Annotated in this window: 14 protein-coding genes; 6 read left to right on the forward strand and 8 right to left on the reverse strand. The window is 71.6% G+C overall.

The annotated features are described in order from the left end of the window. Window positions 1-36 precede the first annotated feature (36 nt). Window positions 37-561 (forward strand): isoprenylcysteine carboxyl methyltransferase family protein, encoded by a 525-nt coding sequence (locus ACFYYH_RS22210; protein WP_388553658.1) that lies wholly within the window; start codon window positions 37-39, stop codon window positions 559-561. Continuing rightward, a complete protein-coding gene (locus ACFYYH_RS22215) occupies window positions 558-1,574 on the forward strand; it encodes an NAD(P)/FAD-dependent oxidoreductase (RefSeq protein ID WP_388553661.1) in 1,017 nt (338 codons plus the stop codon). The genes ACFYYH_RS22210 and ACFYYH_RS22215 overlap by 4 nt, the downstream gene beginning before the upstream one ends. A 34-nt stretch (window positions 1,575-1,608) precedes the next feature. Here the strand turns inward: ACFYYH_RS22215 and ACFYYH_RS22220 are convergent, their stop codons facing one another. Next, window positions 1,609-2,865: a DUF4032 domain-containing protein gene (locus tag ACFYYH_RS22220; protein ID WP_388553663.1), complete on the reverse strand. Its 1,257-nt coding sequence runs from the start codon at window positions 2,863-2,865 to the stop codon at window positions 1,609-1,611. Window positions 2,866-3,081: 216 nt separating this feature from the next. On the opposite strand from ACFYYH_RS22220, the gene ACFYYH_RS22225 reads away from it, so the two are divergent. Both ACFYYH_RS22225 and ACFYYH_RS22230 read left to right on the forward strand, forming a co-directional pair. Continuing rightward, window positions 3,082-4,593, forward strand: coding sequence for an MFS transporter (locus ACFYYH_RS22225; protein ID WP_388553665.1), 1,512 nt, complete (start codon window positions 3,082-3,084; stop codon window positions 4,591-4,593). Beyond that, complete coding sequence (locus ACFYYH_RS22230; RefSeq protein ID WP_388553667.1) at window positions 4,590-5,231, forward strand: TetR family transcriptional regulator; 642 nt, start codon at window positions 4,590-4,592, stop codon at window positions 5,229-5,231. The genes ACFYYH_RS22225 and ACFYYH_RS22230 overlap by 4 nt, the downstream gene beginning before the upstream one ends. Before the next feature lie 10 nt (window positions 5,232-5,241). Here the strand turns inward: ACFYYH_RS22230 and ACFYYH_RS22235 are convergent, their stop codons facing one another. The 4 genes from ACFYYH_RS22235 to ACFYYH_RS22250 form a co-directional block, all read right to left on the reverse strand. Continuing rightward, window positions 5,242-6,993, reverse strand: coding sequence for a TIGR03767 family metallophosphoesterase (locus ACFYYH_RS22235; RefSeq protein ID WP_388553669.1), 1,752 nt, complete (start codon window positions 6,991-6,993; stop codon window positions 5,242-5,244). A gap of 572 nt (window positions 6,994-7,565) precedes the next feature. Further along, window positions 7,566-8,903 (reverse strand): FAD/NAD(P)-binding oxidoreductase, encoded by a 1,338-nt coding sequence (locus tag ACFYYH_RS22240; protein ID WP_388553671.1) that lies wholly within the window; start codon window positions 8,901-8,903, stop codon window positions 7,566-7,568. Then, the gene (locus ACFYYH_RS22245; RefSeq protein ID WP_388553673.1) at window positions 8,900-10,354 is read right to left on the reverse strand and encodes an FAD-dependent oxidoreductase; all 1,455 of its coding nucleotides are present in this window, start codon (window positions 10,352-10,354) and stop codon (window positions 8,900-8,902) included. The genes ACFYYH_RS22240 and ACFYYH_RS22245 overlap by 4 nt, the downstream gene beginning before the upstream one ends. Before the next feature lie 75 nt (window positions 10,355-10,429). After that, on the reverse strand, window positions 10,430-11,950 hold the full coding sequence (locus ACFYYH_RS22250) for an FGGY family carbohydrate kinase (protein ID WP_388553675.1): 1,521 nt from the start codon (window positions 11,948-11,950) through the stop codon (window positions 10,430-10,432). A gap of 773 nt (window positions 11,951-12,723) precedes the next feature. On the opposite strand from ACFYYH_RS22250, the gene ACFYYH_RS22255 reads away from it, so the two are divergent. Both ACFYYH_RS22255 and ACFYYH_RS22260 read left to right on the forward strand, forming a co-directional pair. Continuing rightward, on the forward strand, window positions 12,724-13,728 hold the full coding sequence (locus ACFYYH_RS22255; protein WP_388553677.1) for a hypothetical protein: 1,005 nt from the start codon (window positions 12,724-12,726) through the stop codon (window positions 13,726-13,728). Between the two features lie 201 nt (window positions 13,729-13,929). Continuing rightward, the gene (locus ACFYYH_RS22260) at window positions 13,930-15,459 is read left to right on the forward strand and encodes an amino acid permease (RefSeq protein WP_388553679.1); all 1,530 of its coding nucleotides are present in this window, start codon (window positions 13,930-13,932) and stop codon (window positions 15,457-15,459) included. A gap of 145 nt (window positions 15,460-15,604) precedes the next feature. On the opposite strand, the gene ACFYYH_RS22265 is transcribed toward ACFYYH_RS22260, so the two are convergent. From ACFYYH_RS22265 to ACFYYH_RS22275, 3 genes are all read right to left on the reverse strand, one after another. After that, complete coding sequence (locus ACFYYH_RS22265) at window positions 15,605-16,426, reverse strand: glycoside hydrolase family 75 protein (protein WP_388553681.1); 822 nt, start codon at window positions 16,424-16,426, stop codon at window positions 15,605-15,607. Between the two features lie 115 nt (window positions 16,427-16,541). Beyond that, entirely contained in the window at window positions 16,542-17,036 is a 495-nt protein-coding gene (locus ACFYYH_RS22270) for an NUDIX domain-containing protein (RefSeq protein WP_388553683.1), read from the reverse strand. A gap of 246 nt (window positions 17,037-17,282) precedes the next feature. Continuing rightward, window positions 17,283-19,478 (reverse strand): discoidin domain-containing protein, encoded by a 2,196-nt coding sequence (locus tag ACFYYH_RS22275; RefSeq protein WP_388553685.1) that lies wholly within the window; start codon window positions 19,476-19,478, stop codon window positions 17,283-17,285. Window positions 19,479-19,575 lie beyond the last annotated feature (97 nt).

Raw genomic sequence — 19,575 nt, forward strand, 5'->3', positions numbered from 1 at the left:
CGGGCCGCCGGGACCGGCGCGGAGGGACGGGGAGAGATGATCTGGTACACCGTGCTGGTGCTGGCCGTCGGCGCGGAGCGCGTCGCCGAACTGGTCGTCGCCCGCCGCAACGCGCGCTGGAGTCTGGCGCGCGGCGCCGTCGAGCGAGGGCGGGGGCACTACCCGCCGATGGTCGTCCTGCACACCGGTCTGCTGGTCGGCTGTCTCGCCGAGGTGTGGCTGGCCGGCCGTCCCTTCGCCCCGGCGCTCGGCTGGACGATGCTCGCCGTCGTGGTGGCCGCCCAGGGGCTGCGCTGGTGGTGCATCCGTACGCTGGGGCCGCGCTGGAACACCAGGGTGCTGGTCGTGCCGGGGCTCCCGCTGGTCACGGGCGGCCCCTACCGGATGCTGCGGCACCCCAACTACGCGGCGGTGGTGGCCGAGGGGGTGGCACTGCCGCTGGTGCACGGCGCCTGGATCACCGCGCTGCTGTTCACCGCGCTCAACGCGGCGCTGCTGACCGTCCGGATACGGTGCGAGAACCGCGCGCTGGAGACGGCCGTCGCCGGCGCGCACCCATGATCGATCTGCTGGTGGTGGGCGGCGGGCCCGCCGGACTCGCCACGGCGGTCCACGCCACGCTGGCGGGACTGGAGACGGTGGTGATCGAACCGCGCGCCACCCCGGTCGACAAGGCCTGCGGGGAAGGCGTGATGCCCAGTGGCGTCCGTGCGCTGACCGCGCTCGGACTCGACCTGCCACGCGGCCATCCGCTGCGCGGGATCCGGTACGTACACGGCTCCCACCGGGCCGAGGCGCCCTTCCACGACGGACCCGGGCTCGGGATACGCCGAACGGAGCTGCACACGGCGCTGGTCCGGCGGGCCGAGGAGGCCGGGGTGACCTTCGTGACCGGCCGGGCCGGCGAGATCGCGCAGAACGCGGACGGCGTGAGCGCGGGCGGGCTGCGGGCCCGCTGGCTGGTGGCCGCGGACGGACTGCACTCGCCCGTGCGGCACAGTCTCGGTCTGAGCCTGCCCGACCGCCGGCCCCGGCGCTACGGCCTGCGGCGCCACTACCGTATGAAGCCCTGGACGGACTTCGTGGAGGTCCACTGGTCGTCGGGCGGGGAGGCGTATGTGACGCCGGTGGCCGACGACCTGGTCGGGGTGGCCGTGCTGAGCACGGCGCGGCGCGGCTACGACGACCATCTCGCTGGCTTCCCCCGGCTGCTCTCCCTGCTGGACGGGGAGCCCGCGAACGCGGTGCGCGGGGCGGGGCCGCTGCGCCAGCGGGTGCGCGGCCGTACCGCGGGCCGGGTACTGCTCGTGGGGGACGCGGCGGGCTATGTCGACGCACTCACCGGCGAGGGCATCGCGCTCGCGCTGGCGTCGGCGGAGGCGGCCGTACGGTGTCTGCGGGCGGGTCGGCCGCAGGCGTACGAGGACGAGTGGCGCAGGCTCTCGCGGCGCCACCGGCTGCTGACGGAGGGGCTGCTCCGGGTGAGCGGACACAGGGCGGGCGCCCGGCTGATCGTCCCGGCCGCGGCCCGGATGCCCTCACTCTTCGCGGCGGCCGTACGCGCCCTCCAGTGACGGTGCAGGCGTGGCTCGTGCTCCCCACACGCCGTCAGGGGGACAGGCCGTTGGACGACTCCGCCGTCGGCGGGGCCATCGCCTTCAGCGAGTGGGGCAGCACCTGGGTGAGGTAGTCCTCGATGGTCGCCTCCAGACCCACATCGCGCCCCGCGCGCTCCGACAGATACCAGCGGTGCTCCAGCACCTCGTGGTAGATCTGCGCCGCGTCCATCTCGCCGCGCAGCTCCAGCGGCACGGCCCGTACCGTCGGCCGGAAGACATCACGGACCCAGCGGTGGGCCAGCACCTCGGGGCGGGCCCCCAGCGGATCGCCCGGCGCGTAGTCCTCCTCGCCGGCCATCCAGCTCTCCAGGTCGTTGAGCAGCCGCCGCGCCTGGTTCTCCTCGGCGTCCAGACCGGTCAGCCGCAGAAGCTGCCGCTGGTGGTGGCCCGCGTCCACCACCTTCGGCAGAAAGGTCACCGTGTCGCCCACCGGGGAGCGTTCGATCTGCATCTCCGCCACGTCGAAGCCCAGATCGTTCAGACGCCGGATACGCCGGTCGATGTAGTGCCGCTTGTCCACCGGGTACACCGACTCGCGTGTCACCTCGTGCCAGAGGTCCTCGTACCGCTGGACGATCGCCGCGCCGAACGGCACCGGGTCCACGGACGGATGGAGCGCGCCCGACGCCTCCAGGTCCATCAGCTCCCCGGCGATGTTCACCCGGGCCAGCTCGATGTCGTACTCCCGCTGGCCCCGGCTCAGGTTCTGCTGGATCTGCCCCGTCTCGGCGTCCACCAGATACGCGGCGTACGCCCCGGCGTCCCGGCGGAAGAGCGCGTTGGAGAGCGAGCAGTCGCCCCACGCGAAACCGGCGAGATGCAGGCGTACCAGCAGGACCGCCAGCGCGTCCATGAGCCGCTTGACGGTCGTGGGGCGCATCGTCGACTCGAACATGGAGCGGTAGGGGAGGGACCCCTTGAGATGGCGGGTGATCAGTGCGGGCTCCAGCGGCTCGCCGTCCGCGCCCACCCGTCCCGTCACCACCGCCAGCGGGTCCACCGCGGGGATACCGAGCCGGTGCAGATCGCGCAGCAGCCCGAACTCACGCACCGCGCCCCGCTCGGATATCTCCTTGACCGCCACCACCTCGGGCCCCGCCGACGCGAAGCGGACGACATGGCGTGAGATACCGCGGGGAAGGGCCACCAGACACGCGTCGGGCCACTGGTCCAGCGGCTCGTTCCACGGCAGATCGAGAAGCACGGCGGGCTGCTCGGGGTTGGTCGCGCTGATCTGGAGCGCCATCGTGCCTCCCACGGCGGTCGTTCGGGGCGGGCGCCGGACCGGGAACCGCCTCTCACAGTGTGCCGGGTCGCTCGGACAGCCGGCGTCCGGGTGGTGCCCGCCCCGGTGACCACCGGGTGCGGTCCTGGTGTGCCGCAGGGGTGCACACGTGTTTACCCTGGGGGTGAACGGCTGTGCACCCCGACCGTGCGCGCCGGACGCGCCCCTGCCCCCTTTGTGTCGGTACGGAGAGAGATGGCCGAAGCGAGAGAAGCGATATCCGAGCCCGCCGCCGCGCCCCACCAGCCCGCCGCCGCGCCCCACCCCCGCTTCCTGGTCGCCGTCCTGGCGTTCTGCGGAGTGGTCGTCGCCGTCATGCAGACGCTGGTCGTCCCTCTCCTCCCGCATGTCCCGGCGCTCACCGGCGCCAGCCCCACCGCCGCGAGCTGGCTGGTCACCGTCACGCTGCTGACCGGAGCCATCTGCACCCCCGTACTCGGCCGGGTCGGTGACATGTACGGCAAGCGCCGGGTGCTCCTCGCCTCCCTCGCCGTGCTGGCCGCCGGTTCCGTGCTCTGCGCCGTCAGCTCCCAGATCGGGGTGCTGATCGCCGGCCGCGCGCTCCAGGGCGCGGCGCTCGCCGTCGTCCCCCTGGGCATCAGCATCATGCGCGACGAGCTGGCTCCCGGGCGGGTGCTGTCCTCGGTCGCGCTGATGAGCTCGACGCTGGGCATCGGAGCGGCCGTCGGACTGCCCGTCGCCGCCCTGGTCGTGGAGCACTACGACTGGCACACCATGTTCTGGGCCTCGGCCGGGCTCGGCCTGCTCGACATCGTGCTGGTGCTGCTCTGCGTACCGGAGTCGCCGCGGCGCACCCGGGGCCGGTTCGACGCTCCGGGCGCCCTCGGGCTCTCCATGGCCCTGCTCTGTCTGCTGGTCGCGGTCACCCAGGGCGGCTCCTGGGGGTGGACATCCGTCCGTACGCTCGGACTGCTCGTCCTCGCCGCGGTGGTCGGAGCGGTCTGGGGCTGGTACGAACTGCGCGCCCCCACCCCCATGGTCGACCTGCGCGTCTCCGCGCGGCCCGCCGTCCTGCTGACCAATGTCGCCGCCCTGCTGATCGGCTTCGCCTTCTACGCCAACTCCCTGGCCACCGCGCAGATGGTGCAGGAACCCACGAGCACCGGGTACGGGCTCGGCGCGTCCATCGTCGTGAGCGGACTCTGTCTGCTGCCCGGCGGACTCGCCATGGTGGCGCTGTCGCCGGTCTCCGCGAGGATCTCCGCCGCTCACGGCCCCAAGACCGCGCTGGCGATCGCCTCGGCCGTGCTGGCGGTCGGCTATGTGGTGCGCTTCTTCACCAGCCATCGGCTCTGGACGATCATCCTCGGGGCGACCGTCGTGGCGGCGGGGACCGCGATCGCCTACTCCGCGCTGCCCGCCCTGGTGATGCGTGCGGTGCCGGTCGCCGAGACCGGCGCGGCCAACGGTCTCAACACCCTGATGCGCTCGGTCGGACAGGCGTTCTGCAGCGCCACCGTCGCCGCCGTGCTCACCCGTCTCACCTTCGAGGTGGACGGCCGCACGGCCCCCACCCTCCACGCCTATCTGCTGGTCTTCCTCATCGCGGGCGGTGCGGCGCTGCTCGCCCTGGCCGTCACGCTGTGCCTGCCGCCGCAGCGGATCAAGGCCACCGGTACCGTCGGGCGGGACGACCGTACGGCGTCGCTGGCCCAGGAGGGCACATGAACGGGCGGAGAGCGGACGGAGCCGCCGATGGCGGGGCGGCCGGCGCCGGGGCGGCTGACGGCGGGACGGCCGGCGGGACCGGCGGGACACCTTCCCCGGAGGCGGGTACGGGGCGTGCCGCGATCCTGCGGGCCGCGCGGCGCGCCTTCGCCCTGCGCCCCTATGCCGAGGTGACGCTGCGGGACATCGCCGCCGACGCCGGGGTGAGTGCCTCGCTCATCGTCAAGCACTTCAGCACCAAGGAGCGGCTGTTCAACACCGTCGCGGACTTCGGCCCCGCGGCCGATCAGCTCTTCGCGGCGCCCCTGGACGCGCTCGGCCACCATATGGTGCTGACCTTGGTCCGCAGCCGTCGCGAGCAGCAGCGGGGAGACCCGCTGCTGCGCGTCGTGTTCGCCCTCGGCAACGACGACGAGCGCACCCTGCTGCGCGAACGCTTCACCGAGCAGATCACCCGACGGCTGACGGCCCTTCTGACCGGCCGCGAACGCGCCGTGCGGGCCGAGCTGATCGTCGGGCAGCTCCTCGGCCTCGGGGCCACGCTCAGTCTGCACCGCGAGGGCGCGAACGCCCGGGTCACGCCGGAGCGTCTGGCCGCGCTGTACGCCCCGGCGCTCCAGGGTCTGATCAGCGAGTGATCACAATGGATCAGCGGGTGATGAGCAGTTCGGTGTTGCGGTCCATCAGCTTGCCCGCGGGGGCAGTGGTGGAGCCCGGCGCGTTGTGCGCCAGCTCCCGGTAGAGCGCGGCCAGACCGGTCTGTGACAGATCGTGGAAGTCCGTCCGGTGCGGGGCCGCCGACTCGATCAGGGTGGTGAACAGGGACAGGGTGCCGTCCCGGTTGTCGGTGATCTCGATGATCCTCGCGAGCTGGGGGAAGTCGATGTGCGAGGCCGTGGAGATCTCCCAGAAGGAACCGCGCGCGTTGATCGAGTTCCGGTGGCTGTGACCGTTGACCCAGGCCAGCACAGGACGGTGCCGGTTGAGCAGCGCCAGCACCTCCTCGCCGTTGTGCCGGCCCTCGCGGGGACGGGCGGGATCGGGATGCGTGTTGGTCATCGTCCAGCTGTTGTGATGGCTGAAGACCACGACGTAACCGTCCCGGTGCTCCTTGAGCGTCCGCTCCAGCCAGGTGAACTGGGTCGTGTCGAGCGAGCCCGTGAAGTGCCCGGCACGGTCCGTGGTGTCCAGGCTGATCCCCGTGATGTTCTCGCCCATGGGGAAGGTGTAGTAGAGCGTGTCACTGTCCAGATTGGCCTGGCTGTAGCCGTGTCCGACAGGGCCCGCGCCCCCGCGCGCCGGGTCGAGATGCGCGGCCAGATACTCGCGCGGGCCGAACGGCGCCCGGCCCGGGTCGGGGGTGACGGAGCGCATCCCGCGCCTCGACCGGCGCAGCAGTTCGATCAGTTCACCGCCGCCGGGCATGCTGCCCTTGGCGAGGATCTTCGCCAGCTTCACGGCGTCCGTGTCCGGGATGTCGTACAGCTTCCGTGCCCCGACGGCGAATTCGGCCAGATAGCCGCTGCGGTCGGCCATGGCACCGCTGGCCAGACTGTCGTGGTTGCCGACGGTCGAGTACCAGGGGAGCCGCAGCCCGGGGCTGTTCACGGAGCGGATCGCGGCCTCCAGGAAGCCGTCGATACGGGGGAAGCCGTACTCCTTGTCGGTGTCGCGGCGGGAGTCCTCCGGATGCCAGAACAGCCGCTCGTCGGAGTTCTGCACCCCTTCGTACCGGCGGTCGTCACCGGTGTTGGGGGTGATACGGCCACCGCTCATCACCGTGAGGTACCAGTCGAGTTCGGCCCGGGAGTTGTTGTCGGTGTTGTCGCCGGTCGTCACGGCGAAGGACAGCGGCTCGCCGGTCGCGGGTCCGGCCTTGACGGCGTTGATCTGCTCGATCAGCGCCACCGCGCCCGGCACGGTGAGGGCCTCCTGGGGCCGCCATCCCGAGACTCCCTGGGAGCGCAGATACTCGGTGCGCACCGGATGCTGGACATCCGTCAGATGCAGATCGGTGAGCTGTACGAAAGAGCTGAGCACCGTACGCCGTGCGGCGCGGCCCGCCCGGGGAGCCGCCAGCGACTCCCGTACGACGCGGCGCCAGCCGGGCCCGTCGCCCAGACGGCGGAAGGCCGCCGAGGAGTCGCGCGGCGCGGCGACCGTCTCCAGCGTCGTACGCGCGGGAACGGCGCGGGAGGGTGTGCCGGCGGGCGTGGACGGGACGGGCGTACGGGGGGCCGGCACCGCGGGCGCGGAGGCCCCGGGCGCCGCGGCGGCCTCTCCGGAGCCGCCACCCGCGCCGAGTGCCAGTCCGATGCCCGCGGAGACGCCGACCGCGCCGGTCGCGGCGAGGAAGGAACGGCGGTCGACAGCGGTGACTGCGGAGCGTATGCGTGTCATGGGTGCGGTCTCCCGAGTGCGAGCCCATCGGCAGGAGCGCCCGGGGATCGTCCCCTGGCTACTCCTCGATGTTCGGCACACGGCGTGGCCTGCGCGTGAACGACATTCCAACTGCGAACACCCATCACCACACAGGGATCACCGACGTCGGCGAACCGTCGCCGTGTCCATGGCCACAGGACGGAAGCCGGTCACTCGGCGTTCACCATGCGGGGAAGCGGCGGGTGCGATCCGCTCTCGGTCATCGACCAGGCCGGGTGCGCGGCCCTGGCGCCTACGCCCTGAGGGACGACTTCGCTTCTGCTACGGCCGCCGGGACGGATGCGACGGTGCTCGACACATTCGCCTTCCCGAACCACTCCGGCAGGCTCCATCCGGAGGTGGGCACGGCGCTCGCGATGCTCGACATGGAGTCGGACTGCTCTCCGCTGGTCCTGGGCTCTGCCTGACCGTTCCCGACGCGTTCCACCCGACGCGTTCCACCCGGCCCGTTCCACCCGGCCCGTTCCGCCCGGCCCGTTCCGTCCGTCATGGGACATCCGGCCCGGGACATTCCGGCACCCGCGGGGATCTCAGCCCGCCGAGATCACGACCGGGCCGCCGCCGGGGCGCGCGCGGTCTATCCAGTCGGCGGAGGCGTACAGAGGACGATTGGGGACCGCCGCCCGGCGCAGCCGCTCACGGTGCAGAAGACGGCCGTCCTGGGTGACGACCAGCGCCGACAGCCGGCCGGCCGTGCGCGTCGTACGCAGGGTGAACCGGCCCAGGGGCGGCCGGGGGCCATGGGGATCGATACGGTTCGGGGCGACCCACCGCAGGGGCGCGTCGACCTCCACCGGCACCTGACCGCCCGGCCAGGCGCCCTCCGCGAGATAGCGCAGGACGGGACCGGCGACCAGCCGCCCCTCCCGCGCCGCCGTGCCCGCGGGCTCCACGGCGTGCAGCAGATTGCCGACCGCGAAGACCCCCGGCGCCGCCGTACGAAACGCCGTGTCCACCGCCGGTCCCCGCGTGCCCCGGTCCAGTGCGATGCCACCGAGCCGGGCGAGTTCATGGTCCGGGATCCAGTCGCCCGTGAAGACGACCGTGTCACAGGCGACGGTCGTGGTCCTGCCGTCCGTGTGCCGCAGCGCGACCCCGGTGAGCCGGCCCCGGCCGAGGAGTCCGGTCACCGTGGTCCCGGTGAGCAGCGGGACCCGGTGCCGCAGCCGGGCGTCGAACCCCGACGCCCAGGAGGACTGGTGGTGCGGCTGGTCCGTCACCATCGCCGCGACCTCGACCCCCGCGCCCCGCAGGGTGCGTACGGCGGAGTAGCCGACGGGTTCGGCGCCGACGACCACCGCCCGCAGACCGATGTGCTGATGGTGCAGATGGACGGCCTGCTGCACCTCGCCCGTGGTGAACACCCCGGCCGGCCTGGTACCCGGCACCAGCCGTGCGCTGCGCGGCCGTTCCCGCGCGCCCGTGGCCAGGACGACCGCCCGTGCCGTGAGGCGTTCCAGTCCGTCCGGGCCGGTGGTGTCCACGGAGAGCGGACCCGCCCCGCCCGCGGGGGCCGCCACCGGGCCGGACGGTCCTGGCCGCCCCGCCCAGCCCGTGACGGAGACCCCGGTGCGCAGGGCGGCCCCCGCGCCGGTCGCCAGATCGCACCAGTGGCGGGCGTACGCGGGACCGCTCAGGGGGCGCCGCAGTTCGCGCAGCCCGAACCCCGAGTGGTAGCAGTGGCGCGGTACGCCGCCGGCCTGCTCCTCGCGGTCGACGACCTCGACCGCTCCCGCGCCCGCGGCGGCCAGCCGGGCCGCCGCGGCCAGACCGGCCGGACCCGCGCCGATCACCAGCACATCGACCGTACGCGGCCGCCGGTCGGGTCCGGGGACGGAGGAGCCGTCCCGGTTCGTCGTCGTGCTCATGGTCCGACCTCCGGCCGCGGGGATGGTGCGCCGCCCTCTGACGCGTCGGGGGCGCCGGTCGCTCCGGGGGTGAACAGCGCGCGCACCGCGGCCCCGCAGTGGAACCCCTGGCACCGGCCGCCCCGGGCGCGGGTGCGCCGCCGCAGCCCCTCGGGCGTGCTGGGCGCGATCGTACTGGCGAGAGCGTCCCGGATCTCCCCCCGGGAGACCCGTTCGCAGTGACAGACGAGCCGGCCGTACTCCGGATCGGCCGCGATCAGGTCGGCGCGCTCGTAAGGACGCGGGAACGCCTCACCGATGTTGGGCATCCGTACGGGTTCGGGTTTACGCGGTGTCCCGAGCTTCACGCCCGCGTCGGCGAGCAGCTCCACGACATGCGCGGCGATCGCCATCGACGCCGTGAGTCCCGTGGAACGGATGCCGCCCACCGTCACGTACCGCTGCTCCGCGTGGCAGCGGATCCGGTAGTCGTCGTGCTCGGTGGCGGCGCGCAGTCCCGCGTAGACGGCCGTGACCTCCTCGTCGAGCAGCGCGGGCAGGACCCGCCCGCCCCGCTCGCGCAGAAAGGCCAGGCCCTCCGCCGTGGAGCCGGTCGCCGTCCTGTCGTCCAGGTCCTCGGCGGTCGGGCCGAGCAGCACATTGCCGTACACCGTCGGTGCCACCAGCACCCCCTTGCCGAGCGCGGTGGGCACCGGCAGCAGGATATGGCGGACCAGAGCGCGGGCGAACTTGTCGAAGACCATGAGCTGACCGCGCCGGGGTGTCACGGTGAAGTCGGTGTGGCCGAGCCATCGGTCGATCTCGTCGGCGTACAGTCCGGCGGCGTTGATCAGGACGCGCGTGCGCAACGTGCCCCGGCTGGTCCTGAGTTCATGGGGAGCCCCGCCGTCGGCCCCCTCCACCGCGCAGTTGAGATGCAGATCGACACCGGCGCGGACGGCCTGGGTGGCGTACGCGAGCGTCGTCGTCCACGGGCAGATGACGCTCTCGCCGGGGACGTCGAGCCCGCCCAGCGCACCGGGGCCGAGAGAGGGTTCGCGGGCGTACAGCTCCTCCGCGCCGATGATCCGGGTCTCGCGGTACCCGTTGCGCTCGGCCTTCTCCACCAGCCGTGGCAGGGCGGCCAGTTGTTCGTCGTCCCAGGCGACGAGCAGCGCGCCGACCGGCTCGACGGGGATACCGGCCTCGGCGGCGTAGGCGGCCAGCCGTCGCTGCCCCTCCCGTACCAGCCGGGACTCCAGCGAGCCGGGGACGGCGTCGAAACCGGTGTGCAGGATGGCCGTGTTGGCCTTGGAGGTGCCGTCGCCGACATCGTCGGACGCCTCCACCAGCGCGACACGCAGCGGATAGCCGCCGAGTTCCCGCGCGATGGCGGTGCCGACGACTCCGGCGCCGATGACGACGATGTCGTACACCGCGTCCGGCAGCGCCCCGGAGGTGGTGACAGCCATGGTGCTCCAGTTCCGGACGTGGACTCGGGCGTGGACTCGGGCGTGGACTCGGACTCGGACTCGGACTTCGTGTCCTCAGTGTTCCGTGGCGGAGGCCGCGCGCGGGGGCGGGGGTGGAGCCGGCGTACGGTCGAGGAGCGTGGCCACCGCCGAGCGGAAGACACCGAGACGGTCGGCCGCCTCTGCCGCACCGATCCGTGGTTCGTAGACCGCCGCGGGCTTCCACTCCGGCACCGCCTCGCCGGGCGTCAGCGCCGCGTCGAGGCCGAGACGGGCGAGCGCGCCCACGCCCAGCGCCGTGGCATCGGGCAACGCCGAGACCTCGACGGGCCGTTGCAGCAGATCGGCCTGGGTCTGCATCAGCAGCGCCGACCTCGTCAGACCGCCGTCCACCCGCAGACTCGTCAGCGGTTCCCCGAGATCGGCGGCCACCGCGTCCGCGAGCTCCACGACCTGGGCGGCGATGCCCTCGCAGAGCGCCCGCACAAGATGCCCGGCCCCGGTGTCGAGCCCCAGCCCGCCGATCGAGCCGCGCAGATCGCCGCGCCACCACGGCGCGGCGAGTCCGGCGAGCGCCGGTACGAAGGTGACTCCGCCGCTGTCCGCCACGGTCGAGCCGACCGTGTCCAGCTCGGCAGCCCCGGAGATCACCCCGAGGCCGGTCAGCCAGTCCACGGCGGACGCGGCCGTGTAGACCTGCCCGTCGAGGCAGTAGCTGGTGTGCCCGCCGAGCCGCCAGGCGACACAGCTCACCAGCCCCGACGTGCCCCGGCGCGGCCGGCCGCCGGTCTGGGCGAGCAGGAACGCCCCTGTGCCGTAGGTGCACTTGGCGGATCCCGGTTCGGTCACGCTCTGGGCGAGCAGCGCGGCCTGCTGGTCGACGATCACCCCGGTCAGCGGGATCTCGGCACCGAAGGCGGTGGTCGTGCCGACCGTTCCCGCCGTATCGACGACACGGGGCAGCGCCTCGTCGGACAGTCCGAAGACCTCCAGGGCCTCCGCAGACCATTCGACACGGTCCAGGTCGAGAAGCTGGGTACGCCCGGCGGTCGCGGCGTCCGTGACGAACGCGCCGGTCAGCCGGTGGATCAGCCAGGAGTCGCTGGTGGTGACGGCGCCCTCGCGGGTCAGCCGGCGCCGGATCCACGCCATCTTGGGCGCGGCGAAGTACGGGTCGAGCGGAAGCCCCGTCAGGTGCCTCAACCGGTCGTCGTGCGGGGCGAGTTCACCGCAGAGGGACTCCGCGCGCCGGTCCTGCCAGACGATCGCGTCGGTGAGCGGTGCGCCGGTTGCGGGATCCCAGGCGAGGACCGTCTCGCCCTGGTTGGCCAGACCGACGGCCGCGACCGGTTCCGCCGCCTCGGCGAGGGCCGCGCGTCCCGCGTCGAGCACGGAGCCGAGCAGAACGGCCGGATCGATCTCCACCAGGCCGCCGGAGCCGTACCGGGGCGGCGCCGGTGCCGATCCCGTGCCGATCACCCCTCGTTCGGGGCAGATCACCAGCGCCTTGGTGGACGAGGTGCCCTGATCGATGGCGAGCACCGGCCGGGTGGCTGAGCCGGCGCGCGGGTGGGGAGAGTGCTGGGCTGGCGGCATGTCCCGCTTCTTCGTGTCAGGGATCTTCGGTTCAGGGATCTTCGGTCGGTTCAGATCGGTTCAGATCGGTTCAGATCGGTCCGGGTCGGTTCAGGTCTGTTCCTGCGGCTCCGGTGGGGCCGGGCCGGGTCGGCCGGCTTCCGCCGCTTCGGGGTTGTTCGGTCGAGTGGGGCCTTCCGCTGCCGGGGCTGATCGCTGAGCGAAAGCGTGGTGCAGGTCAGAGCGGGCGTCAAGGGTTTCAGGAGCCGTCCGGGCACCGTCGGCGGCCGTGGTGGTGAGGGTGCCCGGCGAACCGTTCCGGCACCCGTACGGGAAAGGGCTCAATCCGCCGTGATCAACGGAGAGTTGCGAAAGATCAGCAAAGTGTTCGAGCGTGGTCACTTGGGCCCCTACACTGATCGCCGCGGCGGCAGACGTCCCTGACCGGTTTCGTTCCTGCCCGCGGCCACGGCAGGCCCGTGCCTGTGTGACGCACCCCGGATCGCTCCACCCCCACCGTCCTAGAGGATCTATGACGACCATCTTTTCAGCCGGACGCCTCCTCGGTCGTGTCCGGCCCCGCACAGCCCCCGGGGCGTCCGGATTCCTGACACCTGCGCGTCTGTGTCATGCCCGTGTCCAGGGGCCGCCAGGGACGGGGGTGGAGGTCTGGTGCTAGGTTCCCCCGCCCGGCCGCCCTGCCGCCGGCCGTCGCACGCGCCGTCCCCCGCGCCCGGGTGCCCGGAATCCTCGTACGCCGGGCCGCCCTCGCCCGCGCGGACGGAGCCGAGCTGATGGCGAGCGATCACTTCCGTCCGGTCTACCACCCGGCCGGTCACGACAACGAACTGCGCACGGCGGTACAGGATCTGCGCACCGGGCGCTGGCTCGCGATGCGCAACCTCCTCGCCGAGACGACCGACTGGGGGCAGTGGACCCAGCGGACCCAGGTCCTCGCCGCCGTGGCCGCCGGTTCCGACGCCGTACAGGCCTGGCGCGCCGAGGAACCGCGGAGCCTCGCCGCGACGGTGATGCACACCCGGGTCACGGTGGAGCGGGCCGTACGGGCCCACCGTGACGGACATCCCCGTACCCAGGAACTGTGGCAGCAGGCATGGGAGGCGTGCCGCGCCGCCACCCGCCACGCGCCGGCCGACCCGGTGCCCTGGGTATGCCTGCTGGCACTGGCCCAGCTCGACGGCAGGCAGCAGATGGAGGAGCACCGGCTGCCCCCGCCGGGGCCGATGCTGTTCCCCGGCCCCTGGGGCCTGCTGGCCGAGGCCGACAAGCGCGACCCGTTCAACCGCGAGGCCTACCACCGCATGCTCCAGTTCGTCTATGCGCGACGGGCCGACGGATCGCTCTCCGAGGCCGTCAACTTCGTTCAGTGGGCGGCCTCCGCCGCTCATGAGGGCTCCCCGCTGCACGCCCTGCCGCTCTATGTCCGGGTGGAGCGCTACCGCCGCGAGAACGGCAACGAGAAGGCCCTGGACCTCCACTGGGTGACGGAGGACGCGACCCGGGACGCCCTGCGGGCCCTGCGCCTCTGGTTCGACCACGCGGTTCTGGCCGAGGCGTCGCTGCTCGATCTGAACCATCTCGCGCACGCCCTGTGGGGTTCGCTCCAATTCGATGAAGGGGCCCGGGTGTTCGAAGCGCTGGGGCCTTACTACGCCACGCTGCCATGGGCGTACCGTACGCGGAGTCCCGGTGACGCGGCCCAGGCCGAGGACGTGTTCCTGCGTGCCCGCAGCCGGTGCCTCGGCGCCCGCGAGGGGCGGAACGGACCGTCCGGCTGAGCCGCTCCCGCCGGGGCCGTACCCACCGCACGGTTCCGCCCGCACCGCGTACGTACCGCACGCATACGTACCGCACCGCACGGCCCCACCCCGTACCGCCCCGCCCCGCACCCGCACACGTACCGCCCCGCATGCCCGCACCGCCGCACGATCCCTGTCCCTGTCGCCTATACCTGTGCGTTTCCCACCGGAGGTACTTCCGTGTCCGTTTCCCCGCCGACGTGGTCGAAGGCCGACCTCGTGCCGCAGAAGGATGAAGAACAGAGGCTGCGGGAGCTGGGCTACCAGCCCGTCCTCGCCCGCCGTATGGGCGGCTTCGGCAACTTCGCGATCAGCTTCTCGGTCATCTCCATCCTCTCCGGCTGTATGACGCTGTACGGATTCGGCATGGGCGCCGGCGGCCCTTCGGTGATGCTCTGGGGCTGGGCGGGCGTCGGACTCTTCGTCCTCTGTGTGGGCATGGCACTGGCCGAGGTCACCAGCGCCTACCCCACCTCGGGCGCTCTGTACTACATGGCCGACCGGCTGGGCGGACGCAAGTGGGGCTGGTACACCGGCTGGCTGAACCTGCTCGGACTGCTGGGCGCGATCGCCGGTATCGACTACGGCGCGGCGCTCTTCACCGGGGCCTTCCTGAATCTCCAGTTCGGCTTCGACCCCACGCCGGGCTGGACCATGGTCATATTCATGTGCATCCTGCTGCTGCATGCCACGCTGAACCTGTTCGGCGTCCGGCTGGTCAGTGTGCTCAACTCGATCAGCGTGTGGTGGCATCTGGCCGGTGTGGCCATCATCGTCGGCGCGCTCGCGATCATTCCCGACAGCCACCAGTCGCCGTCGTTCGTCTTCACCGAGTTCGTCAATGAGACCGGCTGGGAGAATCCGATCTATGTGGCGGCCATCGGTCTGCTGCTGGCGCAGTACACCTTCTCCGGGTACGACGCCTCCGCGCATCTCTCCGAGGAGACCTCCAACGCCTCGGTGTCGGCCGCGCGCGGTATCGTCCGCGCCATCTGGGTCTCCTGGATCGCCGGCTTCGCGCTGCTGGCCGGACTCACCTTCGCCATCCAGGACTACGCGGGCACCCGCAACAGCGACACCGGTGTGCCGCCCGCGCAGATCCTGATCGACGCCCTGGGCACCAGCGGTGCCACGGCCCTGCTGCTCCTCGTGATCGTGGCGCAGCTCTTCTGCGGCAACGCCGAGGTCGCCGCCGCCAGCCGGATGGTGTTCGCCTTCAGCCGTGACAACGCGCTCCCGGGATCCGCGCTGTGGCGCCGCGTCAGCAGCCGTACGCAGACCCCTGTCCCCGCGGTCTGGCTCTCGGTCGTCGTCGCGTGCCTGCTGGCCGTACCGTCCCTGTACTCCACGACCGCGTACGGCGCGGTGACGGCCATCAACGTCATCGGTATCACCCCCGCGTACGCCATCCCGATCTATCTGAAGCTGCGCGCGGGCAACCGCTTCGAGCCGGGCCCCTGGACGCTGGGCCGCTGGAGCAGGCCGATCGGCTGGATCGCGGTGGCGTGGGTGGCGGTGGTCACCGTCCTCTTCTGTCTGCCGCAGTCGAACCCGGTGACCGTCGACTCGATGAACTACGCGGTGATCGCCCTGGCCGTGGTGCTGGTCCTCGCCACGGTGTGGTGGTACGTGGCCCGTGGCTCGTACAGCACCCCGCAGGCGTACGGCAACGCCCGCGAGCAGTCGGAGATCTCCGAGGGCATCGTCTGACCGCGGAAGGCCGCCGACGGGGGGTGGTGTGCGGCCGGGTCTCCCGCCGTGCACCACCCCCCGTTCCGCTGCCGCCCGCGCCGTCGGATCCGTCCCGCGCTCCGTCATCCGTTCCGCGTCATCCGTCGCGCCGTCCGTTCCTTCGTCAGTTCTCCAGCAGGAACTGCCTGGCGAGCTCCTCGCCCTGGAGCGCGGCGCTGTCCTGGTCCTCCAGGGACGCGACTTCCGAGTGCTTGAAGATGATGTAGGTCACCCCCTCGCCGATGCCGCCGCCGTACGGGTCGGTCGAGATCCCGAGCCCGCGGGCCGTGGCGAGCGAACCCTCCCCGATGATCCCGGGCGGACCGGTGTCACCGACGACGGCGTACTGGACCCGGTCGCCGTGGATGACCGCGGCGACGGACCCGCCCCGGATGCCCGAGGAGCGGTAGTTCCAGATCGCGCTGGGGGTCGGCACGACGATGTACGGCAGTTCCTTGGCGTTCAGCGCCCTGCCGCTGGACTCCGTGTAGGCCGTCGCGCTCTGGAAGTAGGGGTCGGTCTTGAGGTTGCAGCGGTCCGTCACCTGGCCGTCGCAGTCGATGTCCATGTCGGCCTTCCAGAACACGGCACCGTTCGCGTCGCAGACGGGAACCGCGGTGGAGGAGCTCTCGCGGGTGCGGTAGAGACCGTTGGAGATCTGCTGGCAGTGGCTGACCTTGGAGAGCAGCGCCTCCGCGGTGACGGGTCCTCCCTCGGTGGCCGGTCCGCCCCCGGCCGGCGGTCTTCGGGCGGGCGGCGGTGGTCCCGCGGCGGGATTGCCGGCCGGCGGTCCCGGGACCCCGCGGCGTTCGGCCCGTGGCACGGGGGCGGCGGGGGGCGGCTCGTCGGTGGACTGGGCCAGGGCGGGGAGCACGGTGATGGGGACGGCCGCGGCGGCCAGCAGAGCCGTACCGACGGTGATCAGGACATAGGTACGAGGGTGCACGGAGGATGATGCCCTTTCCTGGTTCCTGGACTGGGTGGCGGGGCCCCGACGGCTCCTGGACGGCTCCTTGGACGCTTCCTCGGACGGTTCGGACGGTTTCGGGGCGGCGAGTGGTCTAGCGGCCGGACGGGGGCCGGCGGAGGTCGTCGCCTATGCACTCGTCCAGTCGTTCGAGGAACACTCGCTGTCCCGTTACCAGCGGTTCCACGGCGTCCCGCAAAAGGAACCAGCCGACCCGGTCCAGCTCGGGGAACTCACGCACCACTCCGGACCCCCTGGGCCACTCCATGGCGAACGTGCCGAAGACGGCCGACGCGGGGTCCAGATCACCCTCGACAGCCCAGGCGGTGACGGTCTTGCCGCTCTTTTGGCGGACTTCGCCGAGGGGGGTCCAGGGCCCCTCGGGCACGGGCACTCCCAGCTCCTCCTGGAACTCCCGGCGGGCCGCGTCCCGCGGCCGTTCCGCTGATCCGTACTCACCCTTGGGGATGGTCCAGGCGGCGGTATGACGAGCTGACCAATACGGTCCGCCCATGTGTCCGAGAAGCACTTCGAGACCGGAGTCCATGACCCGGTAGAGGAGGATTCCCGCGCTTCGTTTGCCCGACATGCCGTCAAGTCTGGGCGGGGGCGCGAGGCGTCGCCATTCGCGCGCCGGGGGAGTGCGCCGCCCTCGAAGGGGGCCGATTCCGGCGCCGGCCCGGAATGAACGGGGCTCCGGCGCGTGCTGACACGCCGGAGCATTACGGTGATAACACCGAGCCGATCGTATGAACGGTTGCGCCGTCCGGCGGCAGGGCTGGGCCGGCCGCCGGACGGACCGGCCCGGCCTCCGTGGGAGGCCGGGCCGTGCGTGCTACGGGAACGAGGTGATGGTCGAGGGGACCGTCGAGGTTCCCGACGTCGGCGAGCCCAGGTTGTTGATGACGTGGTTGTACTGACCCATGCCGCCGAGGGAGACCACCAGGAGATCATGGAACTTCACACCGGGTTTGACCGGTGCCTGGAATCCATGGTCCTGCTGGATGTTCGGGTCCGAGGTGTAGTTGCAGTAGCTGCCCAGACCCCATCCCTCGTGGTTGTTGACGGAGTCCGCGACCTTGTAGGCGGCGTACCCCTTGATGCTGCCGTTCTGGATCGAGGCCTGGTTCGGCGCGTCGTACGCCTTCTCGTTCTGGAAGAAGATCGTCTTGCCGTTCTCGCCGTACCACTCCACGTCGTACTTGTTGAAGTGTTCGACGAAGAGACCGGTCGCCAGGACGTCGTCACCGTTGACCCGGACGCCGTAGTCCGCGCGGTTGGTCTCCCAGCCGACGTCGGCGCCGTGGTCGGCACGCCAGACCCAGGTGTGGTCGATGATGGTGTCGTCACTGTTGATCACCATGCTGGTGGTCGCCTTGCCGGGACCCGCTCCACCGATCCGGATGAAGACGTCCTGGACCGTGGTCGGGTTCACGGAGTGGTCCGCGGACGCGCCCTGCGGCCCGACCTCCAGCAGCGTGGGGGAGTTCACGGGACCGGCGTCGATCAGGAATCCGGCCAGCTTCACTCCGTCCACATCGGCGACCTTCATCGCGGTCACCCCGTTGTCCGGGATGATCGTGGCGAGGCCCAGACCGAGGACCACGGTGTTCGCGCGGTTCACGTTGATGGTCTGGTCGATGTGGTAGATGCCCGGCGTGAACAGGAGGTTGAGCCCCTGGGCGAGCGCCTGGTTGATCGTCGCCGCGGTGGCGCCGGGCTTGACGACATAGAACTGGTCGAGCGGCAGGGACTGGCCCTGCGGGGCGCCGTTGCCCCAGGTGGTGCCGCGCGCGTTGGTGCGCTTGGCGGGAACGAACACCTTGTACGCGTTGCCGTCCAGGTAGAGGAACGGCTTCTCGCGGGAGACGGGCGTGTTGTTCAGCGTGGTGTACGGCGGGTTCGGGAAGCTCTGCGCGGGAGCGCCCTCGACCCCGGAGAACACCATGTTCCAGACGCCGTTGGTCCAGCCGCCGACGGAGCTGTCACGGGTGTACCACTGCTGCTGGGAGTACGGGCCGACGGTGCCGTCGATCTTGCTGTCGGCGATGTAGCCGCCACTGGCCCAGCCGTAGCCGTTGGGGGCGAGGTTGAGCCCGCCCTTGACGTGCATACGGCGGAACGGCGCGGCCTGCGCGACCGCCCACCGGTTGGTGCCGCTGACCGGGTTGAGTGCCAGGTTCTCGGCGGAGCGCCAGAAGTTCTGGGTGGCGTTTCCGTTGAACCATCCGGCGTCCACGGTCACATCACCGTTGAAGGTGGTGTCGTCCGGGGAGAGGCCGAGGCCCGAGATCGAGGTGTAGAAGCCCAGTTGGGCGTTGATGTTGTTGTACGTGCCGGGCTTGAACAGCAGTTGGTAGCGGCCGGCGCCGAACTGGTCGGACTCCTGCTGCTTGAAGATCTGGTCCAGCCTGCCCTGGATGTTCGGGGTCGACGGGTCGAAGACCACGACGTTGGGACCGAGGTCCCCGCCGCCCGGGATCGGGTCGCCGGTGCCGCCCGAGGTGCCGCCGAAGACCTGGAACTCCCAGAGCGAGTAACCCCACTGGGTGGCCCGCGTGGTGCCCGTGAGCCGTACGAAGCGGGCGGTGCCCGACACGTTCAGGGTCTCCGTGCCACCGGGGCTGGTGGTGGTGGCGTAGGCCTGCGTCCAGCCGCTGGTGCCGTTGGCCGAGAACTCGATCTTGTAGGCCTTGGCGTACGCGGCCTCCCAGTTCAGGACGATCTGACTGACGGCGACACTGGATCCGAGGTCGATCTGGATCCACTGCGGGTCGGACGCGGCGCTCGACCAACGGGTGCCGGTGTTCCCGTCGTTGGCGGCCGAGGCGGGGGTGCCGCCGTTCTCCTGGCTGGAAGCTGTCACCGGCTTGCCCTGGGAGAGCAAGGTGGGTGCGGCCTGGGCGGTCGTGCTGGGGATGAGGAGCAGCAGTGAGGCGATCAGAGTGGCCGCGACCGAAGCGGCCAGGCCTCGCCGACGTCCCGGAGCGGATCTCCGGAACACCGGGGAAGTGAGCGGAGGAGCGTGCATGGGCAGGTCTCCTGAGTCGTCAGACATCGGGCAGGCGGAGCGAGAGGTATACCGGAGAGCGCTCTCTCGGTAGGGGAGATGCTTCTCTCGTGTTTCG

This window comes from Streptomyces sp. NPDC002018 (assembly GCF_042890865.1).
Lineage (GTDB): Bacteria > Actinomycetota > Actinomycetes > Streptomycetales > Streptomycetaceae > Streptomyces.

Bases quoted from the DNA above. Each gene is read 5' to 3' on its own strand.
- ACFYYH_RS22210 (WP_388553658.1), top strand. From the start codon at position 37: ATGATCTGGTACACCGTGCTGGTGCTGGCCGTCGGCGCGGAGCGCGTC.
- ACFYYH_RS22215 (WP_388553661.1), top strand. From the start codon at position 558: ATGATCGATCTGCTGGTGGTGGGCGGCGGGCCCGCCGGACTCGCCACG.
- ACFYYH_RS22220 (WP_388553663.1), bottom strand. From the start codon at position 2,865: ATGGCGCTCCAGATCAGCGCGACCAACCCCGAGCAGCCCGCCGTGCTT.
- ACFYYH_RS22230 (WP_388553667.1), top strand. From the start codon at position 4,590: ATGAACGGGCGGAGAGCGGACGGAGCCGCCGATGGCGGGGCGGCCGGC.
- ACFYYH_RS22235 (WP_388553669.1), bottom strand. From the start codon at position 6,993: ATGACACGCATACGCTCCGCAGTCACCGCTGTCGACCGCCGTTCCTTC.
- ACFYYH_RS22240 (WP_388553671.1), bottom strand. From the start codon at position 8,903: ATGAGCACGACGACGAACCGGGACGGCTCCTCCGTCCCCGGACCCGAC.
- ACFYYH_RS22245 (WP_388553673.1), bottom strand. From the start codon at position 10,354: ATGGCTGTCACCACCTCCGGGGCGCTGCCGGACGCGGTGTACGACATC.
- ACFYYH_RS22250 (WP_388553675.1), bottom strand. From the start codon at position 11,950: ATGCCGCCAGCCCAGCACTCTCCCCACCCGCGCGCCGGCTCAGCCACC.
- ACFYYH_RS22255 (WP_388553677.1), top strand. From the start codon at position 12,724: ATGGCGAGCGATCACTTCCGTCCGGTCTACCACCCGGCCGGTCACGAC.
- ACFYYH_RS22270 (WP_388553683.1), bottom strand. From the start codon at position 17,036: ATGTCGGGCAAACGAAGCGCGGGAATCCTCCTCTACCGGGTCATGGAC.
- ACFYYH_RS22275 (WP_388553685.1), bottom strand. From the start codon at position 19,478: ATGCACGCTCCTCCGCTCACTTCCCCGGTGTTCCGGAGATCCGCTCCG.